This window comes from Streptomyces triticisoli, from assembly GCF_003270085.1.
Classification (GTDB): Bacteria; Actinomycetota; Actinomycetes; order Streptomycetales; family Streptomycetaceae; genus Streptomyces; species Streptomyces triticisoli.
In genome coordinates, this window is record NZ_QFDQ01000048.1 from 1 (window position 1) to 15,180 (window position 15,180).

At 70.1% G+C, this 15,180-nt stretch carries 11 protein-coding genes; 5 read left to right on the forward strand and 6 right to left on the reverse strand.

The window, feature by feature from the left end; translation table 11 throughout:
- Positions 1-75: 75 nt before the first annotated feature.
- The 4 genes from DEP02_RS08665 to DEP02_RS08685 form a co-directional block, all read right to left on the reverse strand.
- A complete protein-coding gene (locus DEP02_RS08665) occupies positions 76-1,695 on the reverse strand; it encodes a peptide ABC transporter substrate-binding protein (RefSeq protein WP_112466761.1) in 1,620 nt (539 codons plus the stop codon).
- A gap of 633 nt (positions 1,696-2,328) precedes the next feature.
- A complete protein-coding gene (gene typA, locus DEP02_RS08670) occupies positions 2,329-4,236 on the reverse strand; it encodes a translational GTPase TypA (protein WP_112466762.1) in 1,908 nt (635 codons plus the stop codon).
- Between the two features lie 190 nt (positions 4,237-4,426).
- Positions 4,427-4,840 (reverse strand): hypothetical protein, encoded by a 414-nt coding sequence (locus DEP02_RS08675; RefSeq protein ID WP_112466763.1) that lies wholly within the window; start codon positions 4,838-4,840, stop codon positions 4,427-4,429.
- 489 nt (positions 4,841-5,329) lie between these two features.
- Positions 5,330-7,600 carry an ABC transporter family substrate-binding protein gene (locus tag DEP02_RS08685; protein ID WP_112466772.1) on the reverse strand — a complete coding sequence of 757 codons (2,271 nt, stop codon included), beginning with the start codon at positions 7,598-7,600 and terminating at the stop codon, positions 5,330-5,332.
- Positions 7,601-7,961: 361 nt separating this feature from the next.
- Between DEP02_RS08685 and DEP02_RS08690 the strand changes: the two genes are divergently transcribed.
- Genes DEP02_RS08690 through DEP02_RS08705 form a run of 4 tightly spaced genes read left to right on the forward strand, consistent with a single transcriptional unit; the run spans position 7,962 to position 11,875 of the window.
- Complete coding sequence (locus DEP02_RS08690; protein WP_112466765.1) at positions 7,962-8,249, forward strand: Rv0250c family protein; 288 nt, start codon at positions 7,962-7,964, stop codon at positions 8,247-8,249.
- 22 nt (positions 8,250-8,271) lie between these two features.
- Positions 8,272-9,108 (forward strand): succinate dehydrogenase subunit SdhC, encoded by an 837-nt coding sequence (gene sdhC, locus DEP02_RS08695; RefSeq protein WP_112466766.1) that lies wholly within the window; start codon positions 8,272-8,274, stop codon positions 9,106-9,108.
- 26 nt (positions 9,109-9,134) lie between these two features.
- Complete coding sequence (locus tag DEP02_RS08700) at positions 9,135-11,108, forward strand: fumarate reductase/succinate dehydrogenase flavoprotein subunit (RefSeq protein ID WP_112466767.1); 1,974 nt, start codon at positions 9,135-9,137, stop codon at positions 11,106-11,108.
- Positions 11,105-11,875 carry a succinate dehydrogenase/fumarate reductase iron-sulfur subunit gene (locus tag DEP02_RS08705; protein ID WP_112466768.1) on the forward strand — a complete coding sequence of 257 codons (771 nt, stop codon included), beginning with the start codon at positions 11,105-11,107 and terminating at the stop codon, positions 11,873-11,875. The genes DEP02_RS08700 and DEP02_RS08705 overlap by 4 nt, the downstream gene beginning before the upstream one ends.
- A gap of 10 nt (positions 11,876-11,885) precedes the next feature.
- On the opposite strand, the gene DEP02_RS08710 is transcribed toward DEP02_RS08705, so the two are convergent.
- Both DEP02_RS08710 and DEP02_RS08715 read right to left on the reverse strand, forming a co-directional pair.
- On the reverse strand, positions 11,886-12,182 hold the full coding sequence (locus tag DEP02_RS08710; protein ID WP_112466769.1) for a hypothetical protein: 297 nt from the start codon (positions 12,180-12,182) through the stop codon (positions 11,886-11,888).
- A 27-nt stretch (positions 12,183-12,209) separates the two neighbouring features.
- A complete protein-coding gene (locus DEP02_RS08715; protein WP_112466770.1) occupies positions 12,210-13,331 on the reverse strand; it encodes a glycoside hydrolase family 18 protein in 1,122 nt (373 codons plus the stop codon).
- Between the two features lie 215 nt (positions 13,332-13,546).
- On the opposite strand from DEP02_RS08715, the gene DEP02_RS08720 reads away from it, so the two are divergent.
- The gene (locus DEP02_RS08720) at positions 13,547-15,004 is read left to right on the forward strand and encodes a hypothetical protein (protein WP_232839018.1); all 1,458 of its coding nucleotides are present in this window, start codon (positions 13,547-13,549) and stop codon (positions 15,002-15,004) included.
- Positions 15,005-15,180: the final 176 nt, after the last annotated feature.

Here is a 15,180-nt window from a genome sequence, read left to right on the forward strand (position 1 = left end):
GCCTCCGCCGCCGCCGGTCGGGCGACCGGCGGCGGCGGACTGACGGCCGAGGGGGGAAGTGGCCCGCGGGCTCGCTTACTTGACGGTGACCTTGTGCAGCTGAATGTCGCCCTGGTAGTTGATCTCGACGTTGCTGACGTTCTTTCCGTGGCCACCGTTGATCTGGTAGTACCAGAGCGGGATGGACGGCATCTTCTGGAGGAGCTTCTTCTCGACCTCCTGGTAGGCCTTGACGGCCTCCTCCAGGGACTCGGCCTTGTCACCCTTCGCCATCAGCGCGTCGATCGCCTTGTCGGAGAAACGACCGTTGTTGGACTCGGCCTTGGAGTGGTAGAGCTCCTTGATGAAGTTGACGTTGACCGGGTAGTCGGCCACCCAGCCACCGCGGTACACCGACTTCACCTCGTTGTTGTCACGAGCCTCGAGGTCGGTGGCGAAGTCCGGCTTCGGGTCGCCGACGCAGTCGACGCCGGTGGCGTTGCGGATCGACTCGCAGACCGCGGTCACCCACTCCTTGTGGCCACCGTCGGTGTTGTACTGGATCCAGATCTTGTTGCCCGGGACGCCGCCACCCTCCTTGACCAGAGCCTTGGCCTTGGTCGGGTTGTACTTGAAGACGTCCGTGTTCAGGTCCTGGTTGCCCTTGACCTGCGGCGGGGTGAAGCTCGTCGCCGGGATACGGGTGCCGTTCAGGACGGTCTTGGTGATCGTGTCACGGTCGACCGCCATGGACAGACCCTGGAGGACCTTCGGGTCGACGCCCTTGAACGTCTTGGAGTAGAAGGCCGGGGTCAGCGTCTGGATGGCCGCGTACGGCTGCTCCAGGGCGCCCTCACCGAGGTCCTGCTTGTACTTCGGCAGGTCCGTCGGGCCGACCTGCTTGATGATGTCCAGGTTGCCGGAGACGACATCCTGGTACGCCGCCTCGAGGGTGGTGTAGTTCTTGAACAGGATGCCCTTGTTCTCGGCCTTGTCCGGACCCTTGTAGTCGTCCCAGGCCTTGACCTGGATCAGCTTCTTGTGGGTCCACTTCTCGAACTGGTACGGGCCGTTGCCGACCGGCTTCTGGCCGAACGCCTTCGGGTCGTCGAAGAAGACCTTCGGCATCGGGGCGAAGGTGGTGTAGCCCAGCTTGTAGTTGAAGTAGGGGACGCGCTCCGTCAACTCGATGGTGAAGGTGGTGTCGTCCACGACCTTCAGACCCGACATCTTGTCGGCCTTCGGGTCGCCCTTCTCCGGGTGGACGTCGTCGTAGCCGGCGATGTCCGAGAACCAGAAGGCGTTCTGCTGGTTGTTCTTGGAGTTCGCGTACCAGTTCCAGGCGTCGACGTACGACTGCGCGGTGACGGCCTCACCGTTGTGGAACTTCCAGCCGTCCTTGAGCTTGACCGTCCAGGTCTTCGAGTCCTCGGTGGTCACCGACTCGGCGTTGGTGTAGACGATCTCGCCCTTGGCGTCGAAGTCCAGCAGCTGCGTGAACAGGGCTCGGATGACGTAGGCACCGTTGCTCTCGTTGGTGTCGGCCGGCATCAGCGGCTTCTGCGGCTCGCCGACGTCGATCGACACGTAACCGGCGAGGGCGCCCTTCTTGTCCGACGACGCCTTCTTGTCACCGTCACTGCCGCTGCAAGCCGTCGCGGCAAGCGCGACGACGATTGCCCCCGCGACCCACTTGGCGCTCCTGGCACCGCGCATGGGTTCCTCCTCATGAGTCCTGTTGTTCACCGCAAGAGTGGGCACACGACACTCCACCGACTTGTCAACCGGAGAAGGTCGGGTGCCCCCGCACGCTCGTACGCCCGTCGCCCGCTGCCACTGCACAGGGTGACTCGCTCATCCGAGCTCTACGCGCCTAACTATCTGCTATCGACCACGGGCCGACCACACCCTTGAGGTCTCGGTTCGATCACACCTGTTACTCACTTCTTCCAAAATCCGGACAAAGGGTTTGGCGAAAGACCCCTGCGAAACGGACTTGTGACACATCTATCGGTTCCGAGTGTCCGAATAGCGGACACTTGGCCGGGAAAAACCGGTTGCGGTCTACGGTGGCCGCCGTGTGGCGTCGTCGGCACGCACGCGACGCCGCGCACACCGTGCACCCGTCGCCCCGTATCCGTCAACGGGCGCCAGAACCAAGGCATTCGGTTACAGCCTCTCCGGTGCGTCCCAGGTGCATGTGTCCGCAGCAAGGTAGTGCGAACCGGCCGTCCTGTGTCGGTTCCGAGCCGGGCTGAAGGGTTTTCCCTATCCTCCCCGTCCCCACACGCACGGGGCCGGGCACCCCGCCTCGCGGAGTGCCCGGCCCCGTGCGGCCTTCGAGGGGCCTCAGCCGTGCTTGGCGCGGCTCGCGGCGCGGGCGCGCTCGCGCTGGTCGAGGACCGCCTTGCGGATGCGGACCGACTCCGGGGTCACCTCGACGCACTCGTCGTCGCGGCAGAACTCCAGCGACTGCTCCAGGGAGAGCTTGCGGGGCGGGACGATCGACTCGGTCACGTCTGCGGTCGAGGACCGCATGTTGGTGAGCTTCTTCTCCTTGGTGATGTTGACGTCCATGTCGTCGGAGCGGGAGTTCTCGCCGACGATCATGCCCTCGTACACCTCGGTGCCCGGCTCCACGAAGAGCACGCCGCGCTCCTGCAGGTTGGTCATCGCGAAGGCGGTGACGGCACCGGCGCGGTCGGCGACCAGAGAGCCGTTGCTACGGGTCTGCAGCGGGCCGAACCAGGGCTCGAAGCCCTCGTGGATGGAGTGGGCGATGCCCGTGCCGCGGGTGTTGGTCAGGAACTCGGTGCGGAAGCCGATCAGGCCGCGGGAGGGGACGAGGAACTCCATGCGGACCCAGCCGGAGCCGTGGTTGGACATGTTGTCCATCCGGCCCTTGCGCACGCCCATGAGCTGGGTGACGGCGCCCATGTGCTCCTCGGGCACGTCGATCGTCATCCGCTCCACCGGCTCGTGGACCTTGCCGTCGATCTCCTTGGTGACGACCTGCGGCTTGCCGACGGTCAGCTCGTAGCCCTCGCGGCGCATGGTCTCGACCAGGATGGCCAGCGCCAGCTCGCCGCGGCCCTGGACCTCCCAGGCGTCGGGGCGCCCGGCGTCCAGCACGCGCAGCGACACGTTGCCGATGAGCTCGCGGTCCAGACGGTCCTTGACCTGACGGGCGGTGACCTTGCGGTCCTTGACGGCGGCCTTCGCGTCGGCGCCCTTGCCGGTGCCGCCGCGGCCGACCATCGGAGAGGTGTTGGTGCCGATCGTCATGGAGATCGCGGGCTCGTCGACCGTGATCAGCGGCAGCGGAACCGGGTTCTCGGGGTCCGCGAGCGTCTCGCCGATCATGATGTCCGGAATGCCGGCGACGGCGCAGATGTCACCGGGGCCGGCCTTCTCGGCGGGCTTGCGGGTGAGCGCCTCGGTCATCATCAGCTCGGAGATCCGCACGTTCTGCACGGAGCCGTCGCGCTTGATCCAGGCGACCGTCTGCCCCTTGCGCAGCTCGCCCTGCTCCACGCGCAGCAGCGCGATACGGCCGAGGAAGTTGTCCGCGTCGAGGTTGGTGACGTGGGCCTGGAGGGGGACGTCCTCGTCGTAGGTGGGGGCCGGGATGTACTCGAGGATCGTGGAGAAGAACGGCTCCAGGTTGGTGGAGTCGGTGGGAACCGTCCCGTCCTGGGGCTTGGTCAGCGAGGCGATGCCGTCGCGGCCGCAGGCGTAGACGATCGGGAACTCGATCTGGTCCTCGTCGGCGTCCACGTCCAGGAACAGGTCGTACGTCTCGTTGACGACCTCGTCGATACGGGCGTCGGGACGGTCCGTCTTGTTGATGCAGAGGATGACGGGCAGACGGGCCTGCAGGGCCTTGCGCAGCACGAAGCGGGTCTGCGGCAGCGGTCCCTCGGAGGAGTCCACGAGCAGGACGACGCCGTCGACCATCGACAGGGCGCGCTCCACCTCGCCGCCGAAGTCGGCGTGGCCGGGGGTGTCGATGATGTTGATCGTGACGGGGTCCCCGCCGGCCTTGGGGTGGTACTTCACCGCCGTGTTCTTGGCGAGGATCGTGATGCCCTTCTCACGCTCCAGGTCGCCCGAGTCCATCATGCGTTCGTCGACCTGGTCGAGCTGGTGCGCGGCGAAGGCGCCGGCCTGCTTCAGCATGGCGTCGACGATGGTGGTCTTGCCGTGGTCGACGTGGGCGACGATGGCGACGTTGCGGATGTCGTGGCGCGTGGCCATAGTGAGGCGTACTCCCGAAATATGCGGAAGACCTGCGCGTACGTCGGTGTTACGCGGGCCCTGCCGGGCTGAACACGCCACGGCCTCACCCCATGGTACGGGTCCCTGGGCGGGGATCCGCGCCCCTGGTCCTCCGCCCGCCCCGGAGCGAACCGGGACGGGCGGGGACGGACCGGCCCCCGGTCCCCGGTCAGGGTTTCGCCGCGGCCGAGTCGGTGCCGCAGGCGAGACGGGCGGCCTGGCGGGCCGTCGCGTCGTCCGTGCGCGTGCCGCACTCGACGATGCCGTCCACCGCCAGGGTCCAGCTCTCGGCGTGGCCGACGGTGGTCTTCCCTCCGGCGCAGGTGCGGCGGAAGTCCGCTTCGACGGTGCGTACCGCGTTGTACTGCACGAATCGTCCGGAACCGTCGGCCTTGGTGAGGCCTTCCCCCAGCCGCGGCCCCTGGTCGCCCACCTGGGTGAAGGACCACTTCTCGCCGGTGACTTCCTTCAGGGTGGGGGCGTCGGAGTCGATCTCGCCGATCTCCTTGCCCAGGGAGAACAGGGCCTCCTCCGGCACCGGGACCGCGCCCTCGGGGCGCACCGAGATCTCCACCGTGCTCACCCGCTGGACCTTCTTCGTCAGCCTGCCGCCGCCCTTGCCCAGCGTCTCGGGCTCGGAGACGCCGAGCAGGCTTGCTCACCCGCTGGACCTTCTTCGTCAGCCTGCCGCCGCCCTTGCCCAGCGTCTCGGGCTCGGAGACGCCGAGCAGGCGGGTCGGCTTCACGATGTTGAACCAGGTGTAGGTGCCGTTCGCACAGGTCGTGGCCGCCGTCGCGGCCGGCGCACCACCGCCCCGGGGGTCGCTCGTGCTGCCGCTCCTGGCCTGTTCACCGGACTCGCTCGTGCATCCCACGGTCCCGGCGGTCAGTGCGACCGCCGTGAAACACACCATGAGGATGCGCCTCGTTCCCCCGCGCATGGTCACCCCGTCGTGGTCATGGATCACCGGTCAAGTGATCACGTAGCCACACTGTGTCGCGGCACCCCGCGGCGGGCAAGGAATCTGAGCCTCTTCTGAGGCTTCTCCCGCGACAACGCGCCAACGTGCCTTCAGCTCTTCTTCTTCAGGAAGCCGATGTCCTCGTAGACGGGCGTCTGGAAGCCGAAGGCTCCGATGTTTGCCAGGTTTTTGCGTACGGCAGTCAGCTGGGGGCGCTGGTAGAGGGGGATGGAGCCGGCGGCTGCCCAGATACGGGAGTCGGCCTTGCGGAGCAGGCCGCGCTGCTCGTCCTCGTCCAGGGTGGCGACGGCCTGGTCGAAGAGCTGGTCGATCCGGTCGGTGCCGACGCGGGTGTAGTTCTGCTGGACGCTGAGGGAGCCGTCGGCGGCCGGGACGGGCTTGGCGTAGATGGGGCGGGCGTCGGTGGCCGGGAAGGCGGAGGCGGGCCAGGAGTACAGCGCGAGGTCGTACTGGCCGGAGGCGATGTGGTCCCGGAAGTAGCTCTCGTCGGAGACCTTGCTGACCTCCGTGGTGATGCCGACCTTCTTCAGCATGGCCGTGATCCGGTCGGCGACCTTGCGCAGCGTGTCGGAGCCGGGTCCGGTGGGCAGCACGAAGCGGAGCGTGAGCGGTTTGCCGTCCTTGGCCAGCGGGCCGGAGACGGCACCCGGCGCCGCGGTGCCCTCGGGGGCGTAGGCACCGGGCGCGCCGCCCGGCCCGAAGCGGTCGTCGTTGTACCGGCGGCCGTCCTGGGCCAGTTGCTCGGCGCCGGTCTCCTCCCCGCCCGGCCCGCGCTGTTCCCGGCCGTCCTTGTCGTCCCGGGCCTCCCCGGTCTCCCCGTCCTTCCGCTCCCTGGCGGGTGCCTTGTTGTCCTCCACGTGGTCGTTCACACCGACGATGTACGTACCGTCGTCGCTGCCGCCGCCCGAGGAGTCGTCCGAGGAGCCGTCCGAGGAGTTCTGTGCGCCGTGGCCCTCGGCGCCGGCCGCCTTGCCCTCCTTCTTCTGGTTCTTCTCCTTCTCCTTCTTGTCCTTGGCCGGGCCGGGCACCCAGCCCGCGTCCGCGAGCAGGGCGCGGGCCTGGGCGGTGTCCTGGCCGCCGAGGGCGTCGCTGCCGTCGGCGTAGACGCTCTGGCCGGACAGGGCGAGGTGGCTGCCGACGGGAACCGCGGGCAGGCCGAGCGGCTTGAGGACGAGTTCGGCGAGTTCCTTGCGGTTCAGCGCGTGCGCCACGGCGTGGCGGACCCGCTCGTCGGCCAGGGGGCCGCCCGAGCCGTTGAGGGCGAGCTGGGTGTAGGCGGGCTCCAGCGACTTGCGCACCTGGATGCCGCCCAGCGCCTGCTGCCGGCGCAGGTCCGCGGTGAGCGACGTGCGCTCCTCGTCCAGGGCGCGCAGCTCCCGGTCGGTGTCCTCGTCCTCCGTGCCGTGTGCCAGCGCCCAGGAGCGCAGTGCCCTGGCGGCGGTGCGGCCGCCGGCCGGGCTCTGGAGGAGCGGGCCGCCCCGGGCGCCGGCGGCCGTGATCCGGGAGGCGTCGGCGGGGTCGATGTCGGCCACGTCCACGGAGCCGTCGGCGAGCGCCGCGGCCCGCTTGTCGCGCGGTACCTCGTGCAGCACGATCTCGGACAGCTTGGCCGGGCGGCCCCACCAGCGCGGGTTGCGGGCGAGGACGACGTCCTTGCCCTTGGTGTCGATCTTCTGCACGGCGAACGGGCCCGCGCTGACCTTCAGCTTCGTGCGGGCACCGTCGTTGAAGGAGTTCGCGGTGCCCATCACGTCCTTGGGGTACAGCGGCGAGAACAGCGACCGCCAGTCGGCGTAGGGGCGGGCGAAGGTGACCTTGACCTCCAGGTCGTTGGCGCCGCGTTCGACCTTCTGGACGCGGTCGTAGCCGGCGTTGCGGGCGGTCCAGTAAGCGGAGTCCTTGCCGGACAGGGCACGCCACTGGGCGGCGAAGTCGGCGGCGCCGATCTCGCGGCCGTCACTCCAGACCGCCTGCTGGTTGAGCCGGTAGACGACGACCTGCTTGGGCTCGGTCGCCACCACCCGGGCGGACTCCAGGTAGTCCTCGTCGCGCTGCGGGCGGCCGCGCGCGTCCATCCGGAACATGGCCGGCAGCACCGCCTGGGCGATCCGGGTGGTACCGGCGTCGGCGTCCGCCTGGAAGGTGTTCAGCGTCTGCGGCATCGCGTCCACGGCCCAGCGCAGCGTGCCCCCGTCGGCGACCTCGTGGCGGGCCGCGGGAGCGATGTCCTGTCCGGCCAGCGGTTTGCCGCCGTCGTCGTCGGAACCGCAGCCGGCCAGGAGGGGCACCGCGAGGACGCCCGCGGTCAGGAAGGCCGCCGAGCGCATGACCGCGCGGCGCCCGACACCGTCGTAGGACATCTGTGCTACCTCCGTGGAGCCGCTGCCGCCGATGGCCCGGACGACCCGGGTGGGGAATGTCACATTTGGCGGTATTTTGGTGCTCATCAGATCTACGGCCCACTGAAGAGGAAAGGGTTCGCCGGCCGGAGGCGACACGGCGGCGCGGGCCCGGAAGGCCACCCGCCCGGCGCAACGCGCGCCGAGCACACGACCGAACCGGCACAAAACGAACACAGAGCGCATGCGAGCACGCACGAGGGATGTGCAATCCGCCAATCGCCGCACATCCCCTTCCCACCGGCAGGTGTGACGCGCGACACTCGCAGACGCATGAACGTTGCCGCCTGGGGCCGCACGGCCCGTGGAAGCGAGGTACGTCATGTCCGTGCACGACGACCTGACATCGGTCCAGCGCGCCCTCGACGACCTGCTGCGGTCGGTGGCCCGGCTGGAGCAGCAGCTCGCCGGCGGGCTGGAGATACGCCGCGTGCGCACCGACGCCGATCACCTGCGCGAGAGCGTCGCCCTGCTGCGCGAGGCCTCCCGGAGCTCCACCGCCACACAGCGCCCCGCCCTCGTCACCATCTCCGACACGCCCTACGACATCTCCCTGTGGACGGACTCGGACGACGAGGGTCTCGGCTCCCGAAACCGCCACGCCCCCTGACCCGACCGACCGGAGTCCCACGTTGGCCACTGGTACGGAACCTCCCGCCACAGAACCCCATACGCTCCGCGGCGGCGTCCGCTCCCCGGCGCGCGCCTCGATCGCCGCTCCGCACCTGCGCACCGACCGCTGGTGGCTGGCGCCCGCCGCCACCGCGGCCGGTCTGTTCGCCTTCGTCGTGTACTCGACCTGGCGGGCTTTCGCGAACACGCACTACTACGCGGCCCCGTACGTCTCGCCGTTCTACTCGCCCTGCCTGGCGCAGAACTGCGAGACCATGCGCGCGGGCCCCAACTACGACCTCTTCGGCAGCTGGTGGGTGATCTCCCCGGCGATCATCATCCTGGTCTTCCCCCTGGGCTTCCGGCTGACCTGCTACTACTACCGCAAGGCCTACTACCGGGGCTTCTGGGCGTCCCCACCGGCCTGCGCGGTCGCCGAGCCGCACCAGAAGTACACGGGCGAGACGCGCTTCCCGCTGATCCTGCAGAACGTCCACCGGTACTTCTTCTACGCGGCGATCCTGGTCGCCGGCGTGCTGACCTACGACACCGTGCTGGCCTTCCGCGACCAGCACTACCGCTGGGGCCACATGGGGCTCGGCACGCTCGTCTTCCTGGTCAACATCGTGCTGATCTGGGCGTACACGATCTCCTGCCACTCCTGCCGGCACATCGTGGGAGGGAAGCTGAAGCACTTCTCGAAGCATCCCCTGCGCTACCGCTTCTGGCAGTTCGTGAGCAGGCTCAACGCCCGCCACATGCAGTTGGCCTGGGCCTCGCTGTTCAGCGTGGCACTCGCCGACTTCTACGTGTTCCTGGTCGCCTCCGGCGCCTTCGACGATCCGCGCTTCTTCTAGCGACGTACCAGTGAGTGGGGTCTGTGATGTCCGTGGTGGACCGGCAGGAGTGGGACGTCGTGGTGGTCGGCGCGGGCGGCGCCGGGCTGCGCGCCGCGATCGAGGCGCGCGAGCGCGGGGCGCGTACGGCGGTGATCTGCAAGTCGCTGTTCGGCAAGGCGCACACCGTGATGGCCGAGGGCGGCATCGCGGCGGCCATGGGCAACGCCAACGAGCACGACAACTGGCAGGTCCACTTCCGCGACACCCTGCGCGGCGGCAAGTTCCTCAACCAGTGGCGGATGGCCGAGCTGCACGCGCAGGAGGCGCCGCAGCGGGTGTGGGAGCTGGAGACCTGGGGCGCGCTGTTCGACCGTACGAAGGACGGCCGGATCTCGCAGCGCAACTTCGGCGGGCACGAGTACCCGCGCCTGGCGCACGTCGGCGACCGCACCGGCCTGGAGCTGATCCGGACGCTGCAGCAGAAGGTGGTGTCGCTGCAGCAGGAGGACTTCAAGGAGACCGGGGACTACGAGTCCCGCCTGAAGGTCTTCCAGGAGTGCACGGTGACGCGGATCCTGAAGACCGTGTCCGACAGCGGCTCCGCCGCGGGTGACCGTGTCTGCGGGGTCTTCGCCTACGACCGCGAGTCCGGCCGTTTCTTCGTGCTGGAGGCGCCCGCGGTCGTGATCGCGACCGGCGGGATCGGCAAGTCCTTCAAGGTGACGTCGAACTCGTGGGAGTACACCGGCGACGGCCACGCCCTCGCGCTGCTCGCCGGGGCGCCGCTGCTGAACATGGAGTTCGTGCAGTTCCACCCGACCGGCATGATCTGGCCGCCGTCGGTGAAGGGCATCCTCGTCACCGAGTCGGTGCGCGGCGACGGCGGGGTGCTGCGCAACGCCGAGGGCAGGCGGTTCATGTTCGACTACGTCCCCGACGTCTTCAAGGAGCAGTACGCCGAGACGGAGGAGGAGGCGGACCGCTGGTACGAGGACCCGGACAACAACCGGCGCCCGCCGGAGCTGCTGCCCCGTGACGAGGTGGCCCGCGCGATCAACTCCGAGGTGAAGGAGGGCCGCGGCTCGCCGCACGGCGGGGTGTTCCTCGACGTGTCGACGCGGATGCCGGCGGAGGTCGTCCGGCGGCGGCTGCCGTCGATGTACCACCAGTTCAAGGAGCTGGCCGACGTCGACATCACGGCGGAGCCGATGGAGGTCGGGCCGACCTGCCACTACGTGATGGGCGGCATCGCGGTCGACTCCGACACGGCGGCGGCGCGCGGGGTGCCGGGACTGTTCGCGGCCGGGGAGGTCGCGGGCGGCATGCACGGCTCCAACCGGCTCGGCGGCAACTCGCTGTCCGACCTGCTGGTCTTCGGGCGCCGGGCGGGCCTGCACGCCGCCGAGTACGCGCAGGGACTGGCGTACGGGCGTCCGCCGGTGGACGACGCCCAGGTGGACGCGGCGGCGGCGGAGGCGCTGCGGCCGTTCTCGGCGGAGGAGGCGGGGGCCGGGGAGGAGACGGCGGCCGGGACGCCGCCGGAGAACCCGTACACCCTGCACCAGGAACTCCAGCAGACCATGAACGACCTGGTCGGCATCATCCGCCGCGAGAGCGAGATGGAGCAGGCCCTGAAGAAGCTCGGCGAGCTGCGGGTACGGGCCCGGCGGGCCGGGGTGGAGGGGCACCGGCAGTACAACCCCGGCTGGCACCTCGCCCTGGACCTGCGGAACATGCTGCTGGTCAGCGAGTGCGTGGCACGGGCCGCGCTGGAGCGCACGGAGTCGCGCGGCGGGCACACCCGCGAGGACTACCCGGCGATGGAGCGCGACTGGCGCCGGATCAACCTGCTGTGCCGGCTGACCGACCCGACCGGCGGACTGGCGGCGACGGACCCGGTCCGCGGCCAGATCACCCTCACCCGGGAGACCACCGAACCCATCCGCCCCGACCTGCTCGCCCTCTTCGCGAAGGAGGAGCTGGTCAAGTACCTCACCGAAGAGGAGCTGTACGAGTGAGCAGCTACGAGGCCCGCTTCAAGGTGTGGCGGGGTGACGCCCAGGGCGGCGGCCTGGAGGACTTCGAGGTCGAGGTCAACGACGGCGAGGTGGTGCTGGACATCATCCACCGCCTCCAGGCCACCCAGGCGCCGGACCTGGCCGTGCGCTGGAACTGCAAGGCGGGCAAGTGCGGTTCGTGCTCCGCGGAGATCAACGGGCGCCCGCGGCTGATGTGCATGACGCGCATGTCGGTCTTCACCCGGGAGGAGACGGTCACCGTCACCCCGCTGCGGACCTTCCCGGTGGTCCGGGACCTGGTGACGGACGTCGGCTACAACTACACCAAGGCCCGGGAGGTCCCCTCCTTCGTCCCGCCGGCCGACCTCGGGCCCGGCGAGTACCGCATGTTCCAGGAGGACGTGGACCGGCCGCAGGAGTTCCGCAAGTGCATCGAGTGCTTCCTGTGCCAGGACGTGTGCCATGTCGTGCGCGACCACGAGGACAACAAGCGGGCGTACGCCGGCCCGCGCTTCCTGATGCGCGTCGCCGAACTCGACATGCACCCCCTGGACGCCGCCGCGGACTCGGGCCTGGACCGCAAACGCACGGCCCAGGACGACCACGGCCTCGGCTACTGCAACATCACCAAGTGCTGCACGGAGGTCTGCCCCGAGGGCATCCAGATCACCGACAACGCCCTGATCCCACTGAAGGAACGGGCGGTGGACCGCAAGTACGACCCGCTGGTGTGGCTGGGGTCGAAGATCCGGCGGCGGTCGTCGTAGGGGCGGTGGCTCAGGGGGTACGGCCTGGGCGCTGGGACAACGTCTGCAGGAACAGGCCGAGGACGAACACGGCCATGCCGAGGAGCGCGACGACGAAATAGGCGCCGGGTTGGCTGTTGAGCGGGCCGAAGTACTGGAACACGCCCATGCCGACGGCAGCGGTCAGCATCCCGTACCCCCACAGTTCCGGCCGCAGAACCTTCTTCCGGCCGATCGGTGGCACCCATCCGGTGGTGATCCCCGCGATCCCGATCACGACTCCCGCCGTGACGACCAGCACAACCCCCCACACCAGTACCTCATGCATACCGATCATCCTCCCATCAAGCCGTGGTCATGACAGGCGAACCCAGTCTTCCCGGTACGCCGTCCAGTCGTCCTCCGTGGCGGCGAAGTCGACGTACAGCGCGACGCCGAAGCGTTCGCGGCCGGGGTCCGTGCGGGAGAGGCCGAGGCGGACGCCGCGGACGGCGGCCGGGACCGTTTCGGCGGAGGCGCGGTGGCCGAAGCGGTTGTCGTGGAAGAAGGGCAGGCCCATCAGCAGGTCGGTGGTGGGCGGGGTGGCCTCCAGGGCGAGGGAGGTCTGCTGGGCGACGTAACCGCCGTACAGGCTCTGCAGCGGCTGCATGGTGTCGTACGACATCAGCGCGATCTGGTCGACACGGCGGGCGACCTGGCCGAAGTACGCCTGCGACCACCACTTGGGGTGGCCGGTGAACGTGCCCCACAGGGAGTGGAACGCGGGCAGCGGGTCGATCTGGTGGGCGGCGACGGACAGCGGGACACCGTGGGCGCGGGTGACCTCGCGCAGGTCGTCGAGGAGGTCGAGGTAGTGGCGGTCGCCGGAGTGCAGCGGCTCCAGGTCGAAGTGGGCGCCGTCGAAGCCGGCCGCCAGGATCTCGCGAGTGGAGGCGACCACGGCGGCGCGCGTCGCGGCCCGCTCCAGCCGCATCCCGTCGGGGCTCTCGGTGGCCAGTACGTCACCGAGCCACGCCTGCACGCGGACGCCGGGGAGCGCGCGGTGCACGGCCGGTATCAGCCAACCGGCCCTGGCGTAGGCCGACTTGGGCAGGGTGCCGTCGTGTTCGAGCGGGCCCGCGTGCACGTACAGGTCACGGATGCCGGTGGAGCGCAGCCGACGGGCGAGGGCCTGGACGTCGGCGTCCTTCTTCCGCCCGTCCACCCAGGCGTGACCGAGCCAGATCGCGTCCTGGCCCCTGGTGTACGTCCCGTCGGCGGGGTCGCCCCTGTAGTTCACCCGGAGGGCGGTCTCGGCGGCGAGGAGGAAGAGGACCGGCAGCAGGACGAGGGCGAGGGCGATGCGGAGGGCCCGGCGGAAACAACGGCGCCGGCTTCGGCGGGGCGGGGTTTCATGGCTCTGGCCGGTGTCGGACCGCGCTGTGTCGCCGGTGCTCTCCGTGTCGCCGGTGCTCTCCGTGCCAGTGGTCTCTTCCATGCCGATGTCCCCTCCCGCGTTGTCGTGTCCCGCCCGCCCCACCACTGACGCAGCCCCGGTCGCCTGCCCGGCCGGGTGGTCATACGCTCCGAAATGTGACGTCATCCCTGTTCCGGACGGCCAGGCCGGGGCGCGCGACCCCGCGCCTGGCCGTGCGCGTGGCGCGCGCCGTGCTGGGCGGCGCGGTGGGGCTCGTGTGGCTGCTGCTTCCCGGGATGACGATCAACAGCGGCTCCGCGGTTGCGCTCCCCCGGGCCGGTCCGGTGACCGTCGCCGCCGCACCGCGGCAGGACGAGACCTCTGCGGCCTACCTCGCCCTGCCGCTCGTCGTGGTGGTGGCGGCGGGCGTGCTCGCCGGATACGGGTACGTACGGCGGACCCGGCGGGCGAGGACCCGTACGACTCCCGGCGGCGGCCCGACCGCGCCGCCTTCGTCGCCGTCCGACGAACTCGACGAGCAGTCAAGGGAGTTGCTTGTCCAGGCGGACGACTGGGTGCGCACCAGCGGCGAAGAGCTCGGCTTCGCCGAGGCCCGGTTCGGCGCAGCGGCCGTCGAGCCCTTCGCACAGGTGGTGCGGGAGGCGAAGGCGGAGCTGGCGGCCGCCTTCCGGATGCGTCTGCGCTACGACCAGGGCGTCCCGGAGGACCCGGCGGCCCGGCGGCAGGCGCTGGCCGGCGTGGTCGGGCGCTGCGAGGAGGCCGGCCGGCTGCTGGACGCGGCGGCCGACGGGTTCGACGAGCTGCGCGACCCGGACCGGGACATCGGCGGGGCGCTGGAGGTGGCGGAGGCACGGTTCCGGGAGCTGACGGGCCGGACGGCGGCGGCCGAAGCGGTGCTGACCGACCTCGCCCGGCGGTACGCCCCCTCCGCCTCGGAACACGTCACGGGATACGCGGAACAGGCCAAGGACCGCCTGATGTTCGCCACCGTCCGCCTCAACCAGGCCCGCCAGGAAGCAGATCGAGGCGAGAACGGGCACACGGCGGGCCAACTGCGCGCCGCCGAGGGCGCCGTGGCCCAGGCGGCCGTGTTCCTCGACGGCATCGAACGGCTCGCGGCCGAGCTGGACAAGGCCGCGGCGATGATCCCGGCCGCGCTCAGCGGGGCGGAGGCGGAGAGAGCCGGCACCGCGGACCGCCTCACGGACGTACCGGCCGGTGAGACACGGGCCCGGATCCTGCACGCCGACTCCGTCCTGGCCTCCGTACGGCAGGAGTTGACCTCGGGGCGGCTGTACGACCCGCTGGACGTCCTGCACCGGATCGTCGAGGCGACGGCGCCGCTCGCCACGGGACGTACCGGCGTACTGTCCGCCGCCGCCCTGCTCACCGCCCGCAGCGCCACCGCCGCCGCGGCCGACTTCATCACGACGCACCGGGGCGCGGTGGGCACCACGGCCCGCACCCTGCTGGCGGAGGCGGAACGCCTCCTGGCCTCCCGGCCCCCCGCCGACGTCCCGCACGCCGACACCCTCGCCCGCGAGGCCCGGGATCACGCCGAACAGGACACCCGCACCCACGGGAACCCCTACGCCGAAGCGGACACCCACACCCCCGGAACCGCCGGAGCCGTCCTCGGCGGAATCCTGCTCCCCGGCCCCTCCCCCACCGGCACCCCACCGAGCTTCGGCGGTCCCCGCACCCGGAACCGCCGTTCCCTCCAACTCGTCTGACTCTCCGTTAACCCATTTGTATGATGATGAGGCCATGACACGGGTCGGTTCGGTCTGGCAGTGCGGACGGACGGGGGCAACGGGACGTGATCAATCCGGGGGAGATTCCGCAGTTCACCGGGGACCTGGAGCAGCTGGAGGAGGACTGTGCCGGGCTGAAGGCGGACGCCGGGCAT

Excerpts from the sequence above, each read along its gene's own strand:
- DEP02_RS08665 (WP_112466761.1), bottom strand. The coding sequence starts at position 1,695 with ATGCGCGGTGCCAGGAGCGCCAAGTGGGTCGCGGGGGCAATCGTCGTC.
- typA (WP_112466762.1), bottom strand. The coding sequence starts at position 4,236 with ATGGCCACGCGCCACGACATCCGCAACGTCGCCATCGTCGCCCACGTC.
- DEP02_RS08685 (WP_112466772.1), bottom strand. The coding sequence starts at position 7,600 with ATGTCCTACGACGGTGTCGGGCGCCGCGCGGTCATGCGCTCGGCGGCC.
- DEP02_RS08690 (WP_112466765.1), top strand. The coding sequence starts at position 7,962 with ATGTCCGTGCACGACGACCTGACATCGGTCCAGCGCGCCCTCGACGAC.
- DEP02_RS08700 (WP_112466767.1), top strand. The coding sequence starts at position 9,135 with ATGTCCGTGGTGGACCGGCAGGAGTGGGACGTCGTGGTGGTCGGCGCG.
- DEP02_RS08710 (WP_112466769.1), bottom strand. The coding sequence starts at position 12,182 with ATGCATGAGGTACTGGTGTGGGGGGTTGTGCTGGTCGTCACGGCGGGA.
- DEP02_RS08715 (WP_112466770.1), bottom strand. The coding sequence starts at position 13,331 with ATGGAAGAGACCACTGGCACGGAGAGCACCGGCGACACGGAGAGCACC.
- DEP02_RS08720 (WP_232839018.1), top strand. The coding sequence starts at position 13,547 with ATGACGATCAACAGCGGCTCCGCGGTTGCGCTCCCCCGGGCCGGTCCG.